Origin of the sequence: Rhizobium sp. BT-226 (genome assembly GCF_025847085.2) — a bacterium.
Classification (GTDB): Bacteria; Pseudomonadota; Alphaproteobacteria; order Rhizobiales; family Rhizobiaceae; genus Rhizobium; species Rhizobium sophorae.
In genome coordinates this window covers 375,236-398,748 of the sequence record NZ_JAOYTI010000003.1, presented here as the reverse complement: position 1 = coordinate 398,748, position 23,513 = coordinate 375,236, and the positions used below count along the sequence as shown (strand labels likewise).

Genomic DNA, 23,513 nt, shown 5'->3' with positions numbered 1-23,513 from the left:
GACCTCTGATGGGGAAGAAGAAGACCTTCGAGTCAATTTTGGATGGCGAATTCCGCTGGCCGAAAGCCGGCGATCGCCCTTTCACGCAGTCGGAAAACTGGGAAGACAACGCATATATCGACCCACACGGTCACGGCCGCCTCGTGATGATGATGACGGGCTACAAGAAGGCGGCCGATCTGCTGGTGGAACGGGCCGTCACTGATGAAGTCGACCGCGCTTCCTTGGTCTACCCGATCATTTTCAACTATCGCCAGTTTATAGAGTTATCGCTCAAGTATTTGATCGCGACCTACGGCCCTACGGTCGGGGTCGACGCGGTCTGGAAAACGCACGACCTTGGTGAGCTCTGGAAGACCCTAACCGAAGTGCTTGACGGTTACGGCCACGATGATCCGGATCAAACCGATCCAATCGTTGCAGAGATCGTTGCCGAGTTTGCAAAAGTCGATCCGAAGTCATTTTCCTACAGATACCCCGTAGACACCAAAGGCAAACCCATTCCGATCGCTCATAGCGAGTTGGACTTGTCGGCGCTCGCCGACGTCATGGAGGCCCTAGAAGGCTACTTCTCCGGCTCCGACGGATATCTCAACTCGCTGAGGGATGCCGGCCCATGACCCCCACCGTTGAAGAAGGCCTGGTGGACGGGCGTCAATGGTCTGACCTGGAGCTAGAAGCGGAGATCGTAGCCCTGCAAGCGGCGATTCAAAGCTGGGCAGAAACGAAAGACCTTTGGTTTGATTGCGGTTTCAAGGCCTATCTTGATCATGTCGAAGGCGAACCGCATGACCCTCCCGTCGTAACTTTGCTGATTTGCGGAGGTGACCTCTCCACGGTGCTCGACGGAGAGGACCCGGAAGGAAACGAACCTAGCTTCAGAGAACTGCTGGAACAGCGCGGCTATTTCTACGAAAACATAAATGGCTACTCGATGGCCATCTATCCCGAGGGCGAAGCACTCGCATCAGCGTTTGCACGGTATTTTCATTGGCGGTGGGTCTGTAGTCTCATCACCGAAGATACGGCCGACGTCTATCAGGAACTTTACGATCATTTTGCCCGCCGCCCAAATGATCTCAACCGCCTCCACTGGAGAGATTTTGAAACGCTGCTATATCGCATCTTTCAAAATCAAGGCTTCACTGCCGAGCTTGGACCTGGCACCGCCGATAACGGCGTTGACTTGCGGTTATGGCAGAGAGATCCCATCGGCGACATTCTCACGATCGTTCAGGCCAAACGGTATGCCGTTGGAAACAAGATTGATCTGACAAACGTTGCGGCTCTTTACGGCATCGGTATCGCCGAGGGCGCAGCCAAATCCATGTTCGTCACTACGTCCAGCTATCTTCCCGTCGCTCGGCGGTTCGCGGCTCGCTTTCCGAACTCGATTGAACTCGCCGAAAGGAAGGACGTCGTAGATTGGTGTGCAAGGGCTACGGAAGGCATAGTTGCAGACAAATCCACCCTAGTTTCGACCGAAGCTGTCGGTCGGATAATATCGGAGGTAGCCAACCGGCGCGATCCCCGAGTACTGCATGCTAGCTTCGGCCACAACGTCATCATGAATAATTTCGCGCTAGTGATCAAAGAAACCAAACACGCAGCTCTGCTGATGGGCCTCGGCAATCACACGGTCTCCGACGACGGGTATGGACAGCGAGGAGCTGAGATTCCGTTGTTCCAACCATCCACAATATCCCGGCTCAAAGGCGACCTTGTGTGGCGGGCAAAACGAAAATCAGATGACGGAAGAGTATCCTATTGGGATGGCTCCAATCTCTACTATCCCTGGAGCGGAGAGCCCGAGACCTTCGATCTCTATGACTAATTGGGGAAGGCGACCCACACCACCCTTTTGGAAACGGGAGGCATCGCTGCGACAGCTCCCACCGCCGAGACCGTTCGGCTCTTTTCACCCCGCGATCGAGCAATATCTGAAAGATATGTTGGGGATCACCGCGTTGATGGTTGCCGTGCAAACGGTTGTTGGTGGTAGCGTAAAGTTATGGGCCCAATTCGACTGTTCTATTCCTGGCAAAGTGATCGTGATTCGGATGTCTGCCGTAGCTTCGTCCGAATCGCTCTGGAAGAGGGATCGCTGCGCTTAAGGTCGCCCATGGTATTGAAATCCACCTAGATTCCGACACGGCGGGAGTGCCGGGGACGCCAAACGTCAGCGAAACCATCTTAAACAAGATCCGCGAGTGCGAAATCTTCGTTGGTGACGTCACGTTCGTCGGGAAAACCGAGGCTGGCAAACAAATCCCCAACCCAAATGTCTTAATCGAATTCGGCTACGCGCGTGGGGTGCTGAGCGACGCACAAATCCTGTCGGTCATGAATACAGCGTTTGGTCAACCTCACGATCTTCCATTTGATCTCGCATATTTGCGACATCCGACCTCGTATGCCTTGCCAGAGGCTGCGCCTAAAAGTACCAGGCGCAACGAGCGCGCAGCATTTGCAAACCGCCTTGCGCTCCCGCTGAAGGCGATTGCCGATAGGGTGCTGCAAAGGCAGGGCAACTGCCAAACCGAAAGAGGATGAGATTGCGTCGGCCCGCGGTCTGATTGCCGACGTTCTCCAATTGAACGGGCGCGGCGACGTGCCCGTCATCGTGGCGGGTGCTAAGCTGGTTGTGCAACTGGCGACCGCGCCAGCAGCCAGCGGAGCCAATCTTCTCCCTGCTTTGGTCAATACGGTAAGGCCGCTGTTCGTACCGGCCGGTTATAAAGACAAGATCGATCGTATTGATGTCACTCAATGGGCGGAAATGGATCTGCCGCGGCCTGTCGAGGGGAAGCCAAATCCTGAGGCACGGTGGTATACGCGGTTTCTGCTGTCCGGCGTCCTCGACACTTCAATATCCGTGGGGATGAGAGTTGACAACGATCCGACCATCGTAGTCGATGCTGGATCAATTGAGGCCCGAATTGTCGAGACTGTGATTCGGCTTGGAGAGATCGCAGCTGGCATTGGTCTCGACGGCCCTCTTGTTATCAACGCGGCCCTTCAGAATGTCGAGGATGTGCAAATTATGGCTCACCAAAAGGCAAGCCGGCCGCTGCGCGCCCCTTTTGTCCCTCTTGGATCGGTTATCTTGTCGGAAATTTCGGCGATCACAATCGACGGTGTGCGGCCTCTTCTCGAAGCAGTATGGCGTGCCGCTGGCAACAGCGAAGGTTCTCCCCTGTTTGTCGCCGGCGATGCGGATGATGAGCGAAAGAAGGTGATGGCTTCACCGGTGGTTATCAGCGGCCGAGAGTGGCGCTGACCCTTTCCCACGTCACCGAACATTGAATCACACGACTCCCCACGCCCGAAACCTCCCCCTCCCCGTCATCTCCCTCAACCCCAATTCCAAAACAATCCGCCGCGCCGCCTGCGGCGTGACGTCCAGCGTCTTCGCCACCATCCCGGCCGACACCAATGGCTTCGCCATCACCATCTCAACGAGGTCCGGTAATTTCGAGGAGGTTCGGCGCCCCTCCAGCTTTCGCTCCATCATTTTGCGCGCAAGCGCCAGCCGGTCATGCTCTTTCAGCCCGGCCTCGGCGGCCGCTAACAGTCCATGCGTAATCGCCAGCAGCCGGGTTTCGCAATCGTGATGCCGGCGGCGATCGACGGGAATGGTTTTCAGGCCGAGATTGATGGCCGCCAGATGAGCGCCGGTTGTGATGCCGGCCTGGCGAAGGACGGACGCGGCGAACAGCCGGCCGAGCCATGGCGCGTGCTGCAGGACGGCAAGCTCATTCCAAGCGTCGAGGGCGACGATCCCCTGCAGCACCGCCGGAAAATCGTTTGCCTGTCGCAACACGCCCCGCCACTCTTCCAGCCGTGCATCCTCGTCCCAGTCGAGATCGTAGATCATCGGATCTTTTTCCGCCGCGCCCGCGCGACCGGGCCGTGTAGCGTTCTCGATTGCCGCCTCTGACCGTGCCAGCACCGCGTCAATAGCGGCGTAGTCGACGCCCGTAAGATTTTCGGCTTCATCATCATCCCACTCCCCTTCCCGCTCGACCACCTCCGCGCGCTTTGCGGGAATGGCCTCTACGTCGCCGTCCTCGCCGTCCGATGCTCCAGGCCACGCCTGCCCGCGCAGGGAGCGGAGGCCGTCGGCCGACAATGCCCAGCCGGGCGGTTGCGCGGCGATACGCCGGCGGGTGCGCAACACATCGCGGGCGATGGTGAGTTCGTGGGTGGGGGTGCGAATATCTTTCGTGGCGTCGTGGAGGACGAGGTCTTCGAGATGGACGAGTTCGCCGTCGATCCACAGCGAGGCGCAAGCGTCGGCGAAGTTTTGGCGTTCGATCCAGCCATGACCGACCGGCGAACGAGAAATACGCTCATCGACACGCGTCAGAGCGATACCGGCGTCGAAAGCCGGCCGCATCAGGGCTGTCATGCTGATTTTCGAGACATCGTAAGCCATTGAAATCATGGTAAATGATTTGTTACAGGAACTCTATAGGTAAATTAGGGTTCGCCACATGATATGATGCACTAGGCAGTGCCTAACCATCGATAAGTACTGGTTATCGATGGTAGACGATCACCTTTTGATCCAAATCCGTTGGAATCGCGAGGCCATCCCACTTTCCAGCATTACCTAACCAGACACCGGTGCCGGTTCATTCCTTCCCGTTCCTACTGAATGCGAATACCTGCCGGAGAGCGGCATTCATGGTCGTCTTCGATTAACGCGCTCCTCGAAAGAACGTGATCTCGGAGCCGGTTAGTTCGGACAGGTTCCCTCTCAAAACTGCGAGTAGACGATTTAAAATCTTTCGCCTATCGATTGCTTATGAAATCGTCGCTTGATCATATGCCGCTTCGCAAGCAGCGAGAACTCGGCCGGGTTCTCGAAATCCTGTACGAGGAATTCGAGGACGCGTTGAAAGAGGGCACAGCCGATTTCAAGAAGCGTGGCCGCATTCTAAAGATCATCCTCTTCGGCTCCTACGCCAAGGGTGGATGGGTCGATGAGCCCTTCACCATGAAGGGGTATCGCTCCGATTTCGATCTGCTGATCATCGTCAACAATCGCAAGCTCTGCGAGTTCGCCGAGTACTGGCACAAGGCAGCAGACCGGCTGATCCACGAAGCCGCGATCGAAACGCCAGTGAGCTTCATCGTCCATTCCAGACGCGAGGTGAATACCTACCTCAAGGAGGGGCAGTATTTCTTCTCCGACATTCGCAAGGAGGGCATCGTTCTCTACGAACTGGATGAGGAACCGCTGGCGGAGCCCGAACCGCTTTCGATGGAGGATCGCCTCCGCGTCGCGAACGAGCATTTTGAACACCGGTTTAAGGCAGCATCGAAATTCTACAAAGGCGCGATGTTTTATTTGCGAGAAAGCGATTTCAACGAATCTGCCTTCTTAACTCATCAATCCCTCGAGCAAGCCTACTCCTGCGTTCTGCTCACTCTGACCAATTACGGCCCACCATCGCACAACATTAAGTTCCTGCGCTCGCTCGCCGAGGAGCAGGACCGTCGGCTGGCCGAAGCCTTCCCGCGTGATCAGCACCGGGAACGCGCCTGGTTCAACACATTGAACGAGGCATATGTGAAGGCGCGCTATTCAAAACATTACGAGATCAGCGAGGAGGCGCTTATATGGCTCGGCGAGCGGACGACCGTGCTGCTTGAATTGATCAGAGCCGTTTGCTCCGAGCATCTCGAAAAGCTCAAACATGACAGCCACTAGGACCGGACGGCACGGCTCATGCTACTTAATCGCTGCAGTCGTTAGCCCCCAGGATGGCCCCGGATCGTGGCATGTGGAAGAAAGACGGTTTGATCAGCAAGCTTTAACAATGGCTTCCTTCGGCCCGAGGTGGACCTACGCAGAGCTCCTCGCAAAGCTCAGCCCACGAGCCGGCTTTGCGAGGGTTGCGGTCAGTTCCCCGATGGACAGGATTGGATCGGCCTAGAGCCGTATCCCGCCTATTGTGAAACCACCATCGACGGTAATCTCCTGCCCGGTTACGAAACTGGCGTCGTCCGAAAGCAACCACGCCACGGTGCCCGCAACGTCTTCTGATCTGCCGTTGCGACGAAGGGGCGTGTGGCTGGCGAGCCGCGCGGCGAAGACAGGGTCTATGACGTCATCGGCCATCGACGTCAGGATGATGCCCGGATTTATCGCGTTGACGCGGATGTTCCGTGGGCCTTGCTCTACCGCAAGCGTGCGCATCATCGCCTGCAGGGCGCCCTTCGTGCCGGCATAGGCTCCGGCGCCGGGCATCACTCCACCGGCCGTCCAGGAGGCGTTGATCAGAATGGCGCCATCGGCCAGAAACGGCAGGCATTGCTTGATGGAGAAGAAGGTGCCGCGCAGGTTGGTGGCGATCAGTGCGTCGAATTCGTCCGCTTCCGTGACAGCCAAAGGCTTGAAATCGCCAAGCACACCGGCATTGGCAAACAGGGCATCCAGTTTCCCGAAGCGGGTTATCGTGGTCTGGACAGCTGCGGCAACCGCCTCGTTGTCGGCGATATCGCAGGCAATCGCGATGGCGGTTCCGCCGGCGGTCTCGATCTCCGACTGCAATTGGCTGATAGGCTCGGGCCGGCGTCCGACGAGAGCGACCTGGCCACCCTCTTCGACCAGCCGAAGTGCGGCGGCCCGCCCCATGCCAGTTCCCGCTCCCGTAATGAGGATGGTTTTACCCGTGAATCTGTTCTGCGCCATGTCGTGCTCCTTGGTTGCAGCGTCACGGGAGTTGTAATTTCGCTGATTAGCTTAGATAATTGCCAAAAAATCTATCATCATTTAAAAGCGCAGCTATCAAATGAGCCTATTTCGTTCCATGCAGGTGTTCGTGACAACGGTGCAGGAGGGCTCGATGAGCGCAGCGTCGGGCAAGCTCGGGATGTCACCGGCAATGGTCGGGCAGCATGTGGCAGCACTTGAGGAGCGGCTCGGAACGCGTCTTCTGAACAGGACCACGCGCCGTCAGAGCTTGACGGATTTCGGCGCCAGCTATGTCGAACAGTGCCGGGATATTCTCGAGCGCGTGGCGATCGCGGATCAGGATGCCGAGGCATTGCAAGCAGAGCCTCGCGGCAAATTGAAGATTACGGCGCCGACGACGTTCGGCGCCGAGGTCTTGATGCCGAGATTGCAGCGCTACCGCGAGCTTGCCCCGAACGTCACGCTCGATATCACCTTGACGGATCGCAATGTCGATATTGTCGACGAAGGGTTCGATATTGCTTTCCGTATCGGCGAGTTGCCCGATAGTCGCCTGATCGCGCGCCGTCTTGCCCCTTACCGAATGATGATCTGCGCTGCGCCGGATTACCTCGCACGAAGAGGCAATCCAGACCATCCAAGTGATTTGGCCAACCATGATGCCATCGGCTTTGCTCCGGCAGCACGGTCGCCATGGAAGCTGACCAAAGGTGACGATAGGGTCGAAGTCGCTCCGCAAATGTCGATCACAGTCAATAGCGGCCAGGCCGTCCGCATGGCTGCGCGCGCTGGCCTCGGAGTGATCATGCAGCCGTCCATTCTGCTGAGTTCGGATGTCGAGGCAGGCCTGCTCGTTCAACTCTTGCCAGACTGGCAGTTACGTGAACGGCCGATGTCACTTGTCTATCACCGCGACCGCCGCATGACGCCGCGCCTGCGCAGCGTCATCTCGTTCGCCATTTCAGAATTCGGCGCGACATCCGAACGGCGGGAAGATCCTCATTCCTAGTGTCTGGTCTTGGCGCTTCTCGGCCGACAGATATCGGGGTCCGCGCGCTGCTTTCTCGGACAAACCGATCGGCCACCGTTTTCGGCACTGGCCAAGCGACCACTACGATGAGCGGACTCCTCCTCCTCTTAGTGGCGTGTGGCCTTTACGCCCGACTGAAGGGCTACGATCGAGCCCAATGCGATATCGACATGCGGCTGGAACCGGGGCACCACCTGGAACGTTTAGAGAACGCATTCAGGAGGCCGCTATGAGTGACAATCGGAAAACCACGACATCGTCCAACACACAGAAGGATCCCGACGATTGGGTCAGCGGCGACGAGCCGATGACCGGCGCGCAGCGCGGTCCTACCTGAAGACCTTGTCCGAACAGGCGCACCAGCCCGACGCCTATGCCGAGGATCTAACCAAGGCGGAAGCGTCCAAGAGGATCGACGAACTAAAGCAGTCGCTCGATTTGGAATGAGCGGCCTGATGATAACCAGCTGGTCGAGGCCGGAAGCCGAAGGCAGAACATTGCGCCCCGCAGGATATTGATCGCGACGGCGAAATGACGGGTCCATGTCAGACCCGCAACTCAGCGAACCACCTCAGCGTGAGTATTGGTGTGCAAAGGACTTACGCCGTTAGCCAGCGTGGTGATCGCTGCGAGCAACATCGACGGTTCCGGCGGCGGCCTGGTAGTACATCTCCGTCACCCAAAATCCGACCGTCGATCGCGATCTTCGGCATCTCCGGACGTCGTTTCGTTCCAGGTCCCGGCCGCCTTCGGACTCCCTCACCAGCAGTGTCAGCTGCTCGAATGGAGCCTGGCGTTCTGTTGCACGCGGGACGGCGCATCCGTAGGACCCATCGCTGGTGGGAATTTGTCAGATACGGCCGAACTTGCTGCGAGCTGGTTATATTCGAAACCGCGACAAACCCCACACTCGCATCATCTCTACTGGAGCTGAGATTTCTACCGGGATCACGTAGGGGTCTCCAGATCGTAGCGCCGTGACGCTCTTGCGCTTCTTGATCGGAAGCCCGTGGCCCATGTTGCTGACCGAATAGAGGGCCACCTTCAGCTCGCCTGTGACCTTCCACGACTGCAACATGCCCCAGGGTTTATTCTCCAAACGGCCGCTATTTTCTGCAATGCCTTGGACTTCGAGCCACTGGGCAACACACGCGAGTGCATTGACGGGCCTGACCACCCGGTCTTCCGTGCCCTGCCAGATGGTTATCGCGGGCCATGACTTGGCTTCTGGCGAAATCTCAGCGATGGCTCTTCCCCATCCGCCTGGCGGCGGCTTCGCACCTGACTTCATTACGCGCATGGCGGACATCGCGTCGCGGGCAGATCCGAATGGCATGCCGGCGATGATCGCGGCGCCTGCAAACAATGAGGGATAGTTCGCAACAAGTGCGCCCGTCATCGCCCCGCCGGCGGACAGTCCCGCGACGAAGATCCTCGAACGGTCGATGCGATGTCGCTCGCATATGTGTTCGACCATCTGCTTGATTGAACGCACCTCTCCGCGGTCTCGGGCGACGGCGCTTGGTCGAAACCAGTTGAAGCAGTTTTGCGAATTGTTTCTTCTCGTCTGCTGCGGATAAAGAAGAACGAAACCGCGGTCTCTCGCGAGCTTGGAGAAGCCCGCCGCGACATCCAGGCGTTCGGGAGTCTGACCGCAGCCATGAAGCAAGACGACAAGTGCAGGGTTCTTCGGCAGCCGTGTCGTCGGGACGAAGGATTTCATCACCAAGCGGCCCGGATTGCTTCCAAACGCGGTTGTCTCGATCAAAATCGGTTTCGCCGGACGGGATGTGGAGGTTGTGCGTTTCGGTTTGGTTCGAGTCGCTTCGACAGCTTTCCCGATCAGCTTGCCGATTTTCTTTTGGACTCTGAGGGCCTTCACCAGCGATCTGCCGAAACTGAACTTCATACGTCAAGGTCCTCAACCTGCGATAGGAGCATTCGCAGACTTGGCTGCGGGGCGTCGCGCCCGCGTCCTGCTCGGTTCGCGGATCTCGAGGTGTCCTTTTGGAATGCCCCATCGGCGGCTGCGGCTGCCGGTTCAAGCCACTGGTAGGGGAACCACGCAGGACCATCGTTGTTCCCTAGACCTTGGCTTTCCCGCCAGCGTCGCTAGAACAAAGGAACTTGGTCGTCACAGAGACGATGTTTTCATCAAGCCACTGCGCCATTGCCTTCTTCTTCAGCACGATTGGAGGGGAGCGCTGGTGGCGCGGTAACTGCCGGCGTCGACGATAGTCAGCAGCGATTTGAAGGCCGCCGATCCGCAGTTCTCGAAAGCGATTTCGCGAATGAGACCTTCGCCGGAAGACGGTGCCCCCGGCTCGGGGCGTACGTGATGAGCGAGATCGCGTCGGTGCATACCTGCAGTAGTCAAGTTGTCCGCGTTCCACGCCGGATTCGCGTTGGCCTTATGCCGCGACGCGGCTATGGTTAGCATGAGAGATTTTTGCGAACTATTATTCCTACGCCGGTGGCGGTGGAGACTGGCCAGCGAACAAGGCAGACATGTCTATCCAACGTACGAGTTTTTATGTCCTGCTAGCGCTGGTGACGATCGCGTTCATCTGGCTGCTTATCCCCTATTACGCAGCGGTTTTCTGGGCAGTGATCCTTGCTATCATCTTCTTTCCAGTGAACATGCGACTGGCGCATTTGCTGGGAGGCCGCCGAGGCATCGCTGCCCTGCTGACGGTGTTGATGTGCATCGGTCTCGTCATCGTGCCGGCATTGATTATCCTCATTTCTCTTATCCAGGAAGGCACCAGTCTTTACCAACGGATAAGCAGCAACGAAATCGACCTCAATGACTATCTGGTCCGGATTCAGAATGCCTTGCCCGGCTTCGTCGACAACTGGCTGAACTCATTGAAACTTGGCGGCTTTGCGGAACTTCGCGCTAACATCTCCTCAGGCGCAGTACAGGCAAGCCGGTCGGTCGCCGGCAGCCTGCTGAGTTTTGGCCAAAACACGCTGCAATTCTTCATTAGCTTCGGGATCATGCTTTATCTGCTTTTCTTCCTCTTCCGGGATGGCGCTGACCTCGGCCGGACGATCCGAGATGCAATCCCTCTCAACGACGACTATACCCGACAGTTTCGCGACAAGTTTTCCGCTGTCGTTCGGGCAACGGTCAAGGGGAATATCATCATTGCTATGATCCAAGGAACGATCGGCGGCGTGGCATTCTGGGCTCTGGGAGTCGAGGCCGCCCTGTTGTGGGGCGTGACCATGGCGTTCACGTCAATGCTGCCCGCAATTGGAGCAGCACTTGTATGGGTTCCAGCCGCCATCTGGCTAGTCCTCACGGGCGCCTGGTTGAAAGCATCGATCCTGGTCCTCATCGGCGTATTTGTTATAGGGCTAATCGATAACCTGCTGCGTCCGCCACTGGTGGGTCAGGGGACGCGGCTGCCCGACTATGTGGTGTTGATCTCGACGGTGGGCGGTATCTCCTTGTTCGGCATCAATGGTTTCGTCATTGGCCCCCTGATTGCCGCCTTGTTTATCGCGGCATGGTCGCTTTTCGCCGAACAGCAGAGCGCTGAAATAGCAAAGTCCAAAGATATAGAATGACAGTTCCACAGGTTCCCGGCACTTTGGGACGGGAGTGACAACGCGCAGGTGGTGGGAGAGCTCGCGAGCCTGTGTGATAGATGTGGTGGCTCGGCTAATGCCGATGCCCTGACTCGAGAGCACTCATGTCGAAAATCCGTATCCACCATCGCACGATTTATCACTACCGATATGCGGTCAATCTCAGGCCTCACCGGCTGATGTTGAGGCCCCGCGAGAGCCCCGATCTCCGGCTGCTGTCGCATGAGGTCTCGATAACACCACAGGCCGAGGTCAGTTGGGCGATCGATGTATTCGGCAACGCGGTTGCCACCGCGGTTTTCAGCGACATGACCAATGTCCTGACCGTCGACAGCGTCGCGCTGGTCGACCTTACCGCCGCAGCATGGCCGGTCTTTGCTATTGCTGCCTCCGCGCTCACCTTTCCATTCCGCTATTCGGACGAGGAATGGACGGATCTCGGCGCGCTGACGGCTCGGCAGTATGCCGACCCGTCCCAGCAACTTCAGCGGTGGGCACAAGGATTTGTCGCAAGCAATTCGACAGACACGCTCTCGCTTCTGAAGGACGTAAGCGCTGGGGTGTCTTCATCGATCTCCTATCAAAGCCGTGAGGCGGAAGGCACACAGACGCCAACCCAGACGTTGGATCGTGGTCGGGGATCGTGCCGCGACTTTGCAGTGCTGTTTGCCGAAGCCGTTCGATCAGTGGGTTTTGGAGCGCGTATCGTGTCGGGATACCTGTTCAATCCCGATCAAATATTGCTCGGTTCGCAGGATCAGGGCTCGACCCATGCCTGGGTCGAGGTATTCGTTCCTGGCGCCGGATGGATCACGTTCGATCCGACCAACCGCAGCATGGGCGGGGCCAATCTCATCCCTGTCGCCGTCACCCGCGATATCGCGCAATCCGTTCCCGTCGCCGGCAGCTTCGTCGGTGCGTCCGATGCATTCATATCGATGGACGTGGAGGTCGAGGTATCCGCGTGAGCTTCGCAAAGGCCCCAGTAGGATTTGAGTCGTCTAGCCATTCCGGTGCACGACCTCAACGAGATTGTCTTCCATCACCATCGGAACGGCGGGCTCGACCTCGAGGTAAAGCCGATCGATAGAGGCCGCCAGCAGTTCGCCGGTGGCGATCATCTCGGCGCTGCAACGCGAGGATCATCGGTTCATTTCCATGGGAGAAAAACAGCTCAACAAGGTGGCCATCAGATGATGTTGCCTGCCGTCGATCCAAGCGAGGACCATCAGGCCGGCGGCTCGCCAAGGAGGCGAACGTTAAACACGATCCCTTACTAAGTGTTCCTTATTTTATCGGAATCGGAACCAAATTATCGCCGGAAGGTTGTATCACCGCCCCTCCTCCTCGATCTGCCGAATACCGCTACTTTGGGTTCAGTGATCTGAAAGTTATGAATATGAACAAGGCCATTACAAGATCCATCGCGATCGCCTCGATGGTATGCGTCAGTGTGGGCATCGTTCATGCTGATGAGTCCGCCTTCCTGCAGCCCCTTGCCGGCAGTTGGAGCGGTAAAGGTACAGTAAAGGTGCGCATCAATGCACCCACGATCAATGTCACCTGCAGCTTCAGGTCGAACACGACTGCAAGTTCGCTTGCACTTGATGGGCGTTGCACTAGCCTCGTCGTTTTTTCCCGAGTCATTAGCGCCGATCTCAAGGCGACAGGTGATTCCTATACTGGATCCTATGTCGGCGCCGGCACTGGCACTGCCCGCCTTGGGGGCAAGCGCGAGGGTGACGCTATCAACCTCGGTATAAACTGGGCAAGAAACGTAAACGGCGATCGACGCGCCCAGATGACGATCGAAAAAGTCGGAGCGTCGGGAATGCGGCTGACGACCATCGATACCGATCCCACAACAGGCAGATCGGTGGTCACAAGCCGAATTGACCTGCGTCGGAACTGACCGTGGCGCGTGCCGGTTGTGGAGCGTTCACCGCTCTGCGGTTTCCGCTCTTCGCTGACCGTTTAATCGACAGCGTGCGCCGTGTGCTTTCGGCGGGCGCGGGACCTTCGGCCGTCGATCCATCTCATCGCCGGGGTGACTGCGACACCGTGGACAACGATTGACGTGAGAACGATAAGGAGGACCGTTGCCCAGACGGTCTCGACACGCTCGAACTCGGCTTGGCCCGTTGCGTATGCCAGGTAGTAGATCGATCCCAGGCCCCTGATGCCAAACACAGCGATGATCAGGCTTTCGCCTGGCGGATGTCCGGAGCCGATCAGACTCAGCCAGCCGATGATCGGACGGACACATACGATCGCCAGGAAGGCGACGACCGCGACCCGCCAATCAATTCCCCCGAGTAGCTGACCGCTTGCCGCGATCGAACCGAGGCAGACCAGTAGAACCATCATTAGCAATCGTTCTATTTGCTCGGCGAAATCATGCAGTTGCTCATGAAAATCATGGTCCCGTTCACTCGCCCTGAATGCGACGGCCGCAAGGAAGACGGCGACAAAGCCGTAGCCACCAACCAGTTGCGTCAGCCCGTACGTGGTGAAGGTCATCCCCAGTGCAACGAAGCCATCCTGCGTCTTCGCGAGGCTGCTTCCTCTCATCCTGAACGATAAAAAACCGAAGGCCTTTCCCAGCGCCCATCCCACGACGCCGCCCGCAGCCAGTCTCCAGAACACATCCAGAAATGCCCAATGCTGCAAAAGAACCGTCCCCTCTTTCGCGGCAAGCGCCAGGGCGATGGCAAGGTGGACGAACGGGAAACTCAGGCCGTCGTTCAGGCCGGCTTCGGATGTCAAAGCAAAGCGAACCTCGTCCTCCTCACCCGTTTGCGGTGGCCCGACCTGCACGTCACTGGCGAGCACCGGATCGGTCGGGGCAAGGCAAGCCCCGAGCAAAAGAGCAGACGCCACTCCGAGACCCAGTATCCATGACCCGAGGAATGCCAGAGTGCCGATCGTCAGCGGCATGGCTACGCCGAGAAGCCGCCACGTCGTCATCCACCGTTTCCATCCGATCGGACGGTCGAGTTTCAACCCCGCACCCATCAAAGCGACGATGACGACAATCTCGTTCATCCGCTCAGTAAATTCACGGTTTTCCAGTGGATTGAAGCGCGGGAGAAGTGGGAACGGCGACCATGCAAGCAGTGCACCAATGGCCAGGCATGCGATTGGAAGCGACAATGGGAGCCTTCTCATTATCAGGGGCAACCAGGCCGTAAGAAGGACGACAACACCGAGGATGGTCAGAGTGACGATATACAAATCCATTCACTCTGCCCTTGCCGATGATTCAATTCTTGCTGAGGTCCCGGGATCGTATCGCGAATGTGCCGAGGACAAACGGTTTCAAGCTGACTGCACAGCTTTTTCGACATCCTGGGCAGAGTGGCCCGTCAGATCCTTGGGGATTTCCAGAAGCAGTTTGGCGGAAAGGAACTTGTGATAATGCTTTCGCAGTTCGCCCAGTGAACGCGGCGCCGAAATGACCACGAGATTGACAATCCCGCCCTCCAACACCTGCTTGTTGAGGTATTGGGCGACACCAGCGGAAAATCCGTCTTCCGCCATCTGGCTTTCATCCGGGTTCGCCGAAGTGCTTCCGTGGCGACCGCCCGAGCCTTTGGCTTCGTCGTCTATGGAAATGTCAGGCAGCGCGGTTAGACTGAGTTCGGAGCCAGTCCCGGTGTTGCGATAGAGGTCTAGTTTCTCACCGTCGGTCACGGCGACGACTGTACCTTGCGGAAGTATCATTGGATTTCCCATGAAGTTGGCTCGAGCCGCTTCACGAGGAATTTCGCGAACGACGAGAACGTCGCGTTTTCCGCGAAGAAGTACTAGAGACGGCGATTGTGGCTTTTCGACGTGAATTGGTTCTCCCGGTCAAGCACGTCGCCACACCGCCCGCACCATATGCCGCAAAACGAGGACACGCACCCTTTCCGATCGTCCTAGCTTCCCGCCATATTGGTGGCTCGCTGACGCGCTACTGGGCGGTGAAGAACGTCAGCAGGACCTTGCCCTTGTCGCCGAGCAAGCATACGAACCTGTCCGGCTTTCCGGTCTTTTCCTTCCGGGCGATGTAGGCCTCTCCAAGAATGACGGTCTTCACGGCCACATCCTCGACTTTAGTATCGGACTTGCTGATGGCGAGGCTTTCCATGTCCATGACAAGATCGGTGATCTCCGGCGAACGCTCCCGAAGGGCGAGAAGGCCTGTGTTCTTGCAGGCGTTGACTGCCGGATCCTCAACTGCCTGGGCAGATGCGTTTTCTGTAAGAAGACCGACCAGGACGGCCGAAACGGCGAGTGCTACACATTTCATGATTGTCTTCTTTCGTGAAAAAGCCCGCGACCAGCGCGCGCTTAACTGAGTGCGCGAAGTGGCTATGCCTTATTGACAACCTTTTTCACCGCATCCTTGACATCGCCCTTGGCAACCTGGGCCTTGCCCTTGGCTTCCTGAAGGGCACCCTTTGCCTGTTCCTCGTGATTATCAGCGGCTTTGCCCACGGCCTGCCGCGCCTTGCCCGCGACTTCGTTCGTGGTTCCCTTGATCTTGTGTGCAGTGCTTCCCATCATCATCTCCTTCGTTTGGCTGAAACGAAAGTCATGAAAACGCTATCCGTTCCACGCGTGAACGCCCCTCCGCAACGATTGCTCATTTGAAGCCGTGCAAGGGGAAGTCAGCAGGCGAGACATCACCTGATACCCCCAGCGATCAGCTTGACTGGGATCGCTCCAGGCAGGACACGGGAGACCGCGAGCATCATTTTCATCGCTCTTGTTCATCCGCACCGACAATGCGGCTTTAGCATGCCGGGCATCGACGCAGACGACGTTCAGCGGTGGTGAGGAAAGGTCATCGCTGGCGACAGGGAGATCGATCCGCTTGAGTTCGTGCCACAGCCAGCTCGACATCGCGCCTGTTTCAAAACAGACCTTTCCGCAGAGGGTGCTTTCTATCGGCTAGAGCTACCCAGATCCCCCGACGGACCACAAGGTTGGGTAGCAATGAGAGGGGCCTGAGATAGGTTTCACGAAACCATTGCGAGGGACGAAGCCAAAGTGGACGGGTGAACGTCATCGACATCGCCTCGATGTAAATCGCGGCGATGTCTCGGTTTTGCAGGTAACATGGTCGTCGCGGCCCTGGCTGACTCTGAGGACAACGCGCTGATGGCGTTTTACATCGGCCAATATTCATCGAGCGGAACAATCTCGAGCGAGGTACTACGTGCCACTCTCGGGTCGCGCTTTCTACACTTTCTGCGAGCGGCATGCGCGCAACTTAAATCAATGTTCACGCATACAATCCATCTTGATTGTGCTTGGCTGAGCGGAGTTCCAACGGTGACGATTTGGAAACCAGGCCCGGTACGATGCACGAGGCACTCATGGCAACTAGGTCATCTTCATTGAGCAGGTCGAAGCGGCGCATACCGTTCACGGTGGCGAAATTTGCCGAGGCGACGAAATTGTCGCTGATCTCGATCGACAGCCACGGGGATATCGAGTTCGTCAATCCGTCCGCGTGCGCGCTGTTCGGTTACAGCAAGGGAGAGATGATCGGAAAGCCTATCACCATCATCATCCCCGAGCGGATGCGGGGCGCGCATATGGCAGGGCTGCAAAAGGTGTCTGCGGGGCAAAAGCCAAATCTCGGCGGCAGGCCAGTCGAGGTGTCGGCGGTCAAGAAGGATGGCACGGAGTTTCCGATCGAGATCACCCTATCAACCTGGCGCGGCAAACGCGGGTTCTGTGCGGGTGCCGTCATCACCGATATTTCGGAGCGACGGGAGCGGGAGGGGCGCCTGTTGCGACTGGCGAGCCAGGATACCCTGACTGGACTGCTCAATCGTCATCGCTTTTCCGCGCTGCTTGCCGATACGCTCGCTGCAGGACACGCTGCCGCCATCATTCTCTTGGACCTGGATGGCTTCAAGGAAGTCAACGACACGCACGGACATCTCGTCGGCGATTGTCTTTTGCAGGCCATCGGTGTCAGGCTCCCAAACATGCTGCGCCCCGATGCCAATATAGCCCGCATCGGCGGCGACGAATTTGCGGTGCTGTTGCAGGGTATAAGCGACCCCCGCGCCGTTTATGCACAAGCCGATGCAATCCTCCAGGCATTTGCAAAGCCGTTTGAACTGGGCGGACATGTTCTGGAACTCGGCACTAGCATTGGCTTTGCTCTTTCACCGACCCACGGGGTGGAAGCCGAAGAGCTGATTGCCAGTGCCGACTACGCGCTGTATCGAGCGAAAGCCGCAGGCGGACAATCGATCCGGATGTATGACGCCACCATGCGGAGCGAGACGTCGGCGCGTCGCGAACTGCGGGACGAACTGCTTGCCGCGATGCGTCAAGGTGAACTGGAGCTCTTCTATCAGCCCCAGGTAAAGCTCTCCGACGGAAAGATCATCGGGCTCGAAGCCTTGATCCGCTGGCATCATCCCATTCGGGGCCTGCTGACGCCCGCAGCCTTTCTTCCTGCTCTCGATCAGAGCGCGCTGGCTTTGGATATTGGCTGGTGGACGCTTGACGAAGCCGCAAAGCGCGCCAGCGAACTGCAGGCGTCAGGCTACAAAATCAGGATCGGCGTCAATCTCTTCCCGGGGCAGCTGCGCGCACCCAATCTCATCCAAAAAGTGGCCAGTGCACTTCAAAGGCATTCCCTTGCACCAGAGGGACTGGAGCTCGAAGTCACCGAAACGATTGCACTTGCGGACGACGACCGTTCGCTGGAGGCGATGACGGCCCTGCGGGAACTTGGCGTTGGCATCGCCTTCGACGACTTTGGAACGGGATATGCTTCCCTCAGTTCGTTGCAGCGCTATCCGCTGACGACGCTGAAGATCGATCGCGGATTCATCCAGCAGATCCGCAGCAGACCGAACGATGCTGCGATCACACGGGCACTGATTGGCCTGAGCCGGGACATGGGACTGGAGACGGTCGCGGAAGGCATTGAAACCCGCGAACAGGAGGAGGCTCTGGTGGCCTTGGGTTGCCCATGTGGTCAAGGCTACCTCTACGGGCGACCTATGCCGTTCAGCGCGGTCTTGAGTCTCATCGAGCAGAAGGCAGCATCCGCGGCGCCGGTGGGTCGGCAAGGCACCGGCGTTCATTCGGACTAGGCCACGCCCTAAAGTAGGCACCTCGTCAGTCCTGGCGTGTGGGAACCACGGCGTCAGCAGCTTTGACGATCGCTGCGAGCAGCATCGACGGTCTTGGTTCCCGCAGCGGCTCGATAGTAGATTTCAGTCACCCGAAACCGACCATCGATGCGTTTGCATTGGACGATGACGTCGATCGCGATCTTCAACATCTCACCTATGTCGTGTCGCTCCAGGTCCCGCCCGCCTTCGGACTCCTTCACCAGCAGTGTCAGCTGTTCGAATGCGAGCCTGGCCGAGTCGGCGTGCACGGTCGTGATCGAGCCAGGATGGCCTGAGTTCACGTTGCGAATGTAGTAGAACGCGGTGCCGTCGCGCAGCTCCTGCAGAAGAATGCGATCCGGTCGCATGCGCAGGCAGGATTCGAGCAGATCCTTCGCCCCGACCTTTGCCAGCCCTTGGCCCCCCTTGGAATAGAAGAGGCGGACATGGTTCGGTTGCGGGATGACGAGTTCGGGCGTGTCTTCGATAGAGATGATACGCTCGCTGGAGGGAATGTGGCGGATCAAAGCTTTCGAAAGCGTCGTCTTGCCGGAACCTGTTGCCCCGGAGATAATGATGTTCTTACGCGCATAAACCGCTTCTCGAAGAAATGCCTGGTATGACCCGGTTCGATGGAGGTCCAGAAGCCTACGGTCGATCGGAGAGACGTCCGCTTCTTCCCTTGCCACGTCGGCGAACAAGCCACCTTGATCAAGATCGTTTAAACTCAGCGACACCGACGACGGCTTCCTGATGGTGATGCTGACCGTTCCCTTTGTCGTCGCCGGCGGGATGACGATCTGAATGCGCTCGTCGCCCGGCAGCGTCGCCGAGAGGATGGGCCGGGTTTCGTCGATCGACTGGTTGGAATAGCTGGCGACAGCCCGCGCGAGACGCATCAGCTTGTCGAATGACAGCTCTGGCAGATCATGGATTTGCCACCCAGCCGTACCCTCGGTGACCACCTGGGTCGGCCAGTTGATGATGACCTCGTAAAGCGACTTGTCGCGCAGGAAGGGCGACAGCGGTGCCAGCAACTCGCGCACGACACCTGAATCGGCTCCCTCTGTCATGGCGGGCTATTTCGTGACCAGGTTCGAGGCTGGACCGAAATCGCCAAGTACCGCCCGATCATAAATACGATTGCGCGGTTCGCTCACGCGAAGTCGATAGACGCTCGAGAAATCGAGATCACGCGCCACGAAGATCGAGACCAGCTCTCCCTGATGCTTCAACAGGGTCGGCGGAAGGTTGATCGACTGCTCGACCGCGATGGTCGCGGCCTGCTTGCCGGCGCTCGTCGTGTTGTCTGCCTCGACATCGCTATCCTGCAGCTGGCTGTTAGCGTAGGAGGTCGCGTCGCCGACGATCGATAACAGGATCGCGCTGCCGAAACGCTCCCACCAATGGGTATCGACGTAGCCGTCGACACCGGCACGCCCAAGCGCATCAGTTGCCGGCGACGCCAGCGTAATGATTACCCCTTTCGGCGTCTTTGCCCGGTTCCAGAGCACAAACAGGCGTTTCTGGCCACGGCGAAGGCCGCCACGATATTCGCCGACGACCTGCGTGCCCTTCTCCATCAACACGACCCGGCCGTTGTCCGACAGGACGTCGCGGTTGATCACACAGCTCGTGAATCCGGGTTGGTCGGATGAAAGTGCTGTCTCGAGGACGCATGGAATCGAGGTGCCCATGGCAACAATGAAATCCCGATTGCCGAGCGTGCCGGCGCGCGAGCCCTGCAGCTGCGTCGGTGTCAGCATGCGATTGAAGCGCTGGTCCTCGTTTTCCGCCTGGCCACCGAGACCACCCTGATCGTTCCCAAGCGGAACGTAGTTCGAAGCGGCATCGGTGCTGGCACCCTGGTCTCGAGGATGAGGCTGGGGGGACTTTTCTCCACCATAGGCGATGACCGGTGCGCGGCGGGCAGCGTCGAGAAGCTTCTCATCCTCGCCCGCCTGCTCGGGCATTCCTGGCGTCGGCAGGAGCGTTTCCGGTGGCGCGGCGACTGGTTGGATCGGCTCCTTCGCCGGCTCGAAATCCGATGTCTGCCGGATGACGACGCGCTCGGGCTGGGTTCCGTCGGCGGTCTTCTCCTGGCCGCGCATCGACCAGAGCGCAAAACCGACGAAGGTGACTATTGCCAGCGCCACCGCACCACGTTTCAGGGTCGGGTTGTTCTCGAGGCCCCGACCAGTGGTCGTTTCGGCGCGCTCACCAGGAATGTGGATGCTGTCTTCCTCGGCCATGACGTCCTCCTATTCTTCTGCGCCATCCCGCGTCTTGACGACGCGCTCGACAGAGGGTGAGGTCGTGTTCGTGTCGGGATTGATGCCGATACGATCATAGGCCTCGTTGAAGACGCAAAGGACGTCGCCTCCCCTGCGCAGGATGAACTTGCGGCTGATCGCGTGAACCAGCACCAGGTTGTTGTCGACGGACTTCGGCACGAGGCTCTCGCTGCCGTCGGAATTTTCCATGTAGATCGCCGGCATTTCCTGGTTGCCGGCAAAGGAAAAGGTCGTGACCTTGCCGTTGTCGTAGACAGCCTGCGGTTCAAGTGCCGCGGAACCTTGAGCCGAATAGCGCCAGTTGCGTGGCCCATAGGCCTCGTGGAGAGCAAGAACCTTGTCAGCCTCGTCGGCTTGAGTTGCTTGCGCCCGGGCAGCGGTTTCCAGTCTCCGGCGTTCCGCCTCGTCGGCGGGATAGCGATACTTCACATAAAAATAAGTGTTCTGCCCGGCCTCGACGCTGCCATCGCGCACCGTCAGTTCCATCTGATAGCTGCGTGTCGAGCCATCCCGCCGGGTCGTCACCACCGAGATATTGGTCACCGGCTGGTTTTCGCGGGGTTTTAAAAACAGGATATTGCCCGCCGGCGCCACTTCCCACGCAACGCTGTTGCCGAGCGCTACATGGGCGATCTCCTCGTCGGCGGCAAACTCTATCTGCACTGAGGATCGCAATGTGCCGACGACCTTGGTGATGTTGTAGGGCTGGTAGTCGATGAAACGGACGCGGCTATCCTGTGATGCGCCACGCGGGATATCGAGAGCCAAGGCGGTCGTGGTGAGGCCTGCGGTCACCGTCAGGGTGAGGAGGAAACTCTGCTTCAATTGATGGCCTCCGGATCTGCGCGATAGTCGCTGACGGCAAAACCAAGCGGATTGGTCAGCCGGTCGGTCGAAGACATCGGCGCGTTGACATAGGAGAAGGTGAGCGTCGCCACCCAGTGGGTGGTCCGGACGTCGTCGCCACGCGTGACCGTCCTGGTATAGCGCACTGAAGCGACATTGGCGTTGATCAGCGAGATCGAGACGATGTTGACGCGTGCCGTCGCGCCGCGGCCATAGATATTCTGCGGAGAGTCCGGATTGCCGCCTCGGTAGATCGCCGCAAAGCGCGTCTGCTCCGGCTGGGTCGAGAGCAGGGCGACGGTGTGAAAATTCTCCGCGGCCTCGCTCCAGACATAGGCTTCCCGTGCACGCACATACTTGGCGGCGAAATACTTGGTCACCGCCTCGTCGTAGCTGCCGGCAGTCGACGTCAGCGCCGAGACGACGTCGACGATGCCGGTCGAATTGTCGACCCGAACCACGAAAGGCTCGACCGTCTTCAAGGGCGTGAGGCCGGCAACGGCGACGATCGAGGCGGCGGCGAGCACGCTTGCGGCGATCGCGACGGACCAGGCGATGCGCGCCGACCGCTCCACCTGGATAAGCCGATCCTGATCGAAGCGGCGCGCCTTGTCGAAATAGCTTTTCAGATTGTCCGTGCTCACCATCTCACCCCCCCTCGCATGGCCGATAGGAGCCGACGGCATCGAAATGCGCGAAGGCGGCTGGCTCCTCCGTCAGCGGCTCTTTTTCATAGGAAGACGCGTGGCCAGTCGCCGGCGTGGGAAGAGCGTCGGACTCGTCCTGCTTCGTGGGCTTGGTGTCCTCCCATTGCCACATGGAGCGGTTGAGCGGCCGGCGCGAATAACCATCGCATCTGGGCAAAGGATGGGACTTCGATGCGCAGCCAGTGAGCTCCATGGCAATGAAAAGCGTGACGATGATGCGGATCATTTGAACGCAAACCTCTGAAACGTTTGTCGTGGAGAAGTCGTCATCCGGTTCTTCAAGATCTGAGACGACGGCCGGCGGAACGGGCGCCGCGGCCAATCGCTCTGGCACCATGCGAGGCAGCCCAGGCGAGCGTGCCTTCGTGCGCATCTCGGGCCGCACCATAGCCGTAGGTCAAAGACGCCCCGCCCGCCGCCAGCGCGGAGGCAATGCCGGGCAGTTGATAGAAGACGTAAAGGGCAGCAAGGCAGATGGCGCAAAGGGCGACCGGACGCATCATGACGTCGGTATAGCTTTCGACCGCCGTGAAGGTCGTGTCGATACAGCTGATCAGCAATGAACCGATCGCGACGACCAGGACCTGCAGAATGACGAAATTGGCGAGCTGACCGATCCAGGATTCGGTAAAACGACGGGTGGACTGGAACATCGCCAGCGCGACGAAGATCGGGCCGATCGCCAGCACGATGGCGAGCGCCAGCCGGGCATAGAGCGAGACGATATAGCCGATCGCCGCCACGGTGAAGCTCGCGCCGATGACCATCATTCCGCCGATGCCGGTGACGATGTCGGCGGGCCAGGTCGCCCGCGCCCAGATTTCGCGCGCGCATTCCTGGCCCTTGTCGAGGAGGCTGTCGAAGGTGGAAGCGCTGGGTGCCGTCCCCGAGTTCAGCGCCTGCGAGATCTCGCGCGGCAGCGTCTCGAAGAAAATGTTGGTGACGTAGGTCTGATAGTTGCTGGCGTTGCGCACCAGCATGACGATGATGGCAAGCTTCATCGCCCGAAACGCGAATTCAAGAATGGGCTCCTGGACGGAGCCCCGCAGGACAAGGTAGCCAAAAAGCACGACATAGAGCGTCAGCGCCGCAGTCAGCGGCCCGCTGATCCAGCTGGCGATGTTCGAGGTGCCCGACGAGATGAAATTTTCCAGCGGCGACTTGAACTGCCCGTCGACGAAGCTGAAGACCTGGTACATG

23 protein-coding genes and 1 pseudogene are annotated in these 23,513 nt (G+C 58.6%); 11 read left to right on the top strand and 13 right to left on the bottom strand.

The features are described from left to right. Positions 1 to 8 precede the first annotated feature (8 nt). The 4 genes from OIU37_RS21405 (at position 9) to OIU37_RS21390 (ending at position 3,280) form a co-directional block, all read left to right on the top strand. Positions 9 to 620: a hypothetical protein gene (locus OIU37_RS21405; RefSeq protein ID WP_264258634.1), complete on the top strand. Its 612-nt coding sequence runs from the start codon at positions 9 to 11 to the stop codon at positions 618 to 620. Then, a complete protein-coding gene (locus OIU37_RS21400; RefSeq protein ID WP_264258633.1) occupies positions 617 to 1,834 on the top strand; it encodes a restriction endonuclease in 1,218 nt (405 codons plus the stop codon). Before OIU37_RS21405 ends, OIU37_RS21400 begins: the two co-directional genes overlap by 4 nt. Before the next feature lie 326 nt (positions 1,835 to 2,160). Continuing rightward, positions 2,161 to 2,553 (top strand): hypothetical protein, encoded by a 393-nt coding sequence (locus OIU37_RS21395; RefSeq protein WP_264258632.1) that lies wholly within the window; start codon positions 2,161 to 2,163, stop codon positions 2,551 to 2,553. A gap of 58 nt (positions 2,554 to 2,611) precedes the next feature. Continuing rightward, complete coding sequence (locus tag OIU37_RS21390; protein ID WP_264258631.1) at positions 2,612 to 3,280, top strand: hypothetical protein; 669 nt, start codon at positions 2,612 to 2,614, stop codon at positions 3,278 to 3,280. Between the two features lie 27 nt (positions 3,281 to 3,307). On the opposite strand, the gene OIU37_RS21385 is transcribed toward OIU37_RS21390, so the two are convergent. Next, positions 3,308 to 4,447 carry an RHE_PE00001 family protein gene (locus OIU37_RS21385; protein ID WP_264258630.1) on the bottom strand — a complete coding sequence of 380 codons (1,140 nt, stop codon included), beginning with the start codon at positions 4,445 to 4,447 and terminating at the stop codon, positions 3,308 to 3,310. Positions 4,448 to 4,810: 363 nt separating this feature from the next. Between OIU37_RS21385 and OIU37_RS21380 the strand changes: the two genes are divergently transcribed. Further along, on the top strand, positions 4,811 to 5,719 hold the full coding sequence (locus tag OIU37_RS21380) for a nucleotidyltransferase and HEPN domain-containing protein (RefSeq protein WP_264258629.1): 909 nt from the start codon (positions 4,811 to 4,813) through the stop codon (positions 5,717 to 5,719). A 222-nt stretch (positions 5,720 to 5,941) separates the two neighbouring features. Here the strand turns inward: OIU37_RS21380 and OIU37_RS21375 are convergent, their stop codons facing one another. Further along, the gene (locus OIU37_RS21375; RefSeq protein ID WP_264258628.1) at positions 5,942 to 6,703 is read right to left on the bottom strand and encodes an SDR family NAD(P)-dependent oxidoreductase; all 762 of its coding nucleotides are present in this window, start codon (positions 6,701 to 6,703) and stop codon (positions 5,942 to 5,944) included. 100 nt (positions 6,704 to 6,803) lie between these two features. Here OIU37_RS21375 and OIU37_RS21370 point away from each other — a divergent pair, with 100 nt between their 5' ends. Both OIU37_RS21370 and OIU37_RS21365 read left to right on the top strand, forming a co-directional pair. Then, positions 6,804 to 7,715 (top strand): LysR family transcriptional regulator, encoded by a 912-nt coding sequence (locus tag OIU37_RS21370; protein ID WP_264258627.1) that lies wholly within the window; start codon positions 6,804 to 6,806, stop codon positions 7,713 to 7,715. A 250-nt stretch (positions 7,716 to 7,965) separates the two neighbouring features. Then, a pseudogene (locus OIU37_RS21365) lies at positions 7,966 to 8,183 on the top strand (DUF3072 domain-containing protein). Positions 8,184 to 8,616: 433 nt separating this feature from the next. Here OIU37_RS21365 and OIU37_RS21360 read toward each other — a convergent pair. Further along, entirely contained in the window at positions 8,617 to 9,645 is a 1,029-nt protein-coding gene (locus OIU37_RS21360; protein WP_264258626.1) for a PHB depolymerase family esterase, read from the bottom strand. A 599-nt stretch (positions 9,646 to 10,244) separates the two neighbouring features. On the opposite strand from OIU37_RS21360, the gene OIU37_RS21355 reads away from it, so the two are divergent. The 3 genes from OIU37_RS21355 to OIU37_RS21345 all read left to right on the top strand — a co-directional run bounded on the left by OIU37_RS21355 (position 10,245) and on the right by OIU37_RS21345 (position 13,245). Next, positions 10,245 to 11,312, top strand: coding sequence for an AI-2E family transporter (locus OIU37_RS21355; protein WP_264258625.1), 1,068 nt, complete (start codon positions 10,245 to 10,247; stop codon positions 11,310 to 11,312). 125 nt (positions 11,313 to 11,437) lie between these two features. Beyond that, complete coding sequence (locus tag OIU37_RS21350; protein WP_264258624.1) at positions 11,438 to 12,301, top strand: transglutaminase family protein; 864 nt, start codon at positions 11,438 to 11,440, stop codon at positions 12,299 to 12,301. 470 nt (positions 12,302 to 12,771) lie between these two features. Further along, on the top strand, positions 12,772 to 13,245 hold the full coding sequence (locus OIU37_RS21345) for a hypothetical protein (RefSeq protein WP_372353428.1): 474 nt from the start codon (positions 12,772 to 12,774) through the stop codon (positions 13,243 to 13,245). A 62-nt stretch (positions 13,246 to 13,307) separates the two neighbouring features. On the opposite strand, the gene OIU37_RS21340 is transcribed toward OIU37_RS21345, so the two are convergent. From OIU37_RS21340 to OIU37_RS21325, 4 genes are all read right to left on the bottom strand, one after another. Further along, the gene (locus OIU37_RS21340) at positions 13,308 to 14,573 is read right to left on the bottom strand and encodes a sodium:proton antiporter (RefSeq protein ID WP_264258622.1); all 1,266 of its coding nucleotides are present in this window, start codon (positions 14,571 to 14,573) and stop codon (positions 13,308 to 13,310) included. Between the two features lie 78 nt (positions 14,574 to 14,651). Beyond that, a complete protein-coding gene (locus OIU37_RS21335) occupies positions 14,652 to 15,056 on the bottom strand; it encodes a host attachment protein (RefSeq protein ID WP_112908184.1) in 405 nt (134 codons plus the stop codon). Positions 15,057 to 15,288: 232 nt separating this feature from the next. Beyond that, positions 15,289 to 15,627, bottom strand: coding sequence for a hypothetical protein (locus OIU37_RS21330; protein ID WP_168308881.1), 339 nt, complete (start codon positions 15,625 to 15,627; stop codon positions 15,289 to 15,291). Positions 15,628 to 15,689: 62 nt separating this feature from the next. Further along, a complete protein-coding gene (locus OIU37_RS21325) occupies positions 15,690 to 15,881 on the bottom strand; it encodes a CsbD family protein (protein ID WP_264258621.1) in 192 nt (63 codons plus the stop codon). An 818-nt stretch (positions 15,882 to 16,699) separates the two neighbouring features. Here OIU37_RS21325 and OIU37_RS21320 point away from each other — a divergent pair. Further along, complete coding sequence (locus OIU37_RS21320; RefSeq protein ID WP_264258620.1) at positions 16,700 to 18,445, top strand: EAL domain-containing protein; 1,746 nt, start codon at positions 16,700 to 16,702, stop codon at positions 18,443 to 18,445. A gap of 53 nt (positions 18,446 to 18,498) precedes the next feature. Here the strand turns inward: OIU37_RS21320 and virB11 are convergent, their stop codons facing one another. From virB11 to OIU37_RS21290, 6 genes are read right to left on the bottom strand one after another with little or no spacing between them, the layout of a single operon-like run. Further along, the gene (gene virB11, locus OIU37_RS21315) at positions 18,499 to 19,539 is read right to left on the bottom strand and encodes a P-type DNA transfer ATPase VirB11 (protein ID WP_264258619.1); all 1,041 of its coding nucleotides are present in this window, start codon (positions 19,537 to 19,539) and stop codon (positions 18,499 to 18,501) included. Between the two features lie 6 nt (positions 19,540 to 19,545). Beyond that, the gene (gene virB10, locus OIU37_RS21310; RefSeq protein WP_264258618.1) at positions 19,546 to 20,718 is read right to left on the bottom strand and encodes a type IV secretion system protein VirB10; all 1,173 of its coding nucleotides are present in this window, start codon (positions 20,716 to 20,718) and stop codon (positions 19,546 to 19,548) included. Positions 20,719 to 20,727: 9 nt separating this feature from the next. After that, positions 20,728 to 21,585, bottom strand: a complete 858-nt coding sequence (gene virB9, locus OIU37_RS21305; protein ID WP_264258617.1) for a P-type conjugative transfer protein VirB9 — start codon at positions 21,583 to 21,585, stop codon at positions 20,728 to 20,730. Then, positions 21,582 to 22,253, bottom strand: coding sequence for a virB8 family protein (locus OIU37_RS21300; RefSeq protein WP_264258616.1), 672 nt, complete (start codon positions 22,251 to 22,253; stop codon positions 21,582 to 21,584). The genes virB9 and OIU37_RS21300 overlap by 4 nt, the downstream gene beginning before the upstream one ends. Position 22,254: 1 nt before the next feature. Beyond that, a complete protein-coding gene (locus OIU37_RS21295) occupies positions 22,255 to 22,539 on the bottom strand; it encodes a hypothetical protein (RefSeq protein WP_264258615.1) in 285 nt (94 codons plus the stop codon). A gap of 52 nt (positions 22,540 to 22,591) precedes the next feature. Then, positions 22,592 to 23,512 carry a type IV secretion system protein gene (locus OIU37_RS21290; protein ID WP_264258614.1) on the bottom strand — a complete coding sequence of 307 codons (921 nt, stop codon included), beginning with the start codon at positions 23,510 to 23,512 and terminating at the stop codon, positions 22,592 to 22,594. Position 23,513: the final 1 nt, after the last annotated feature.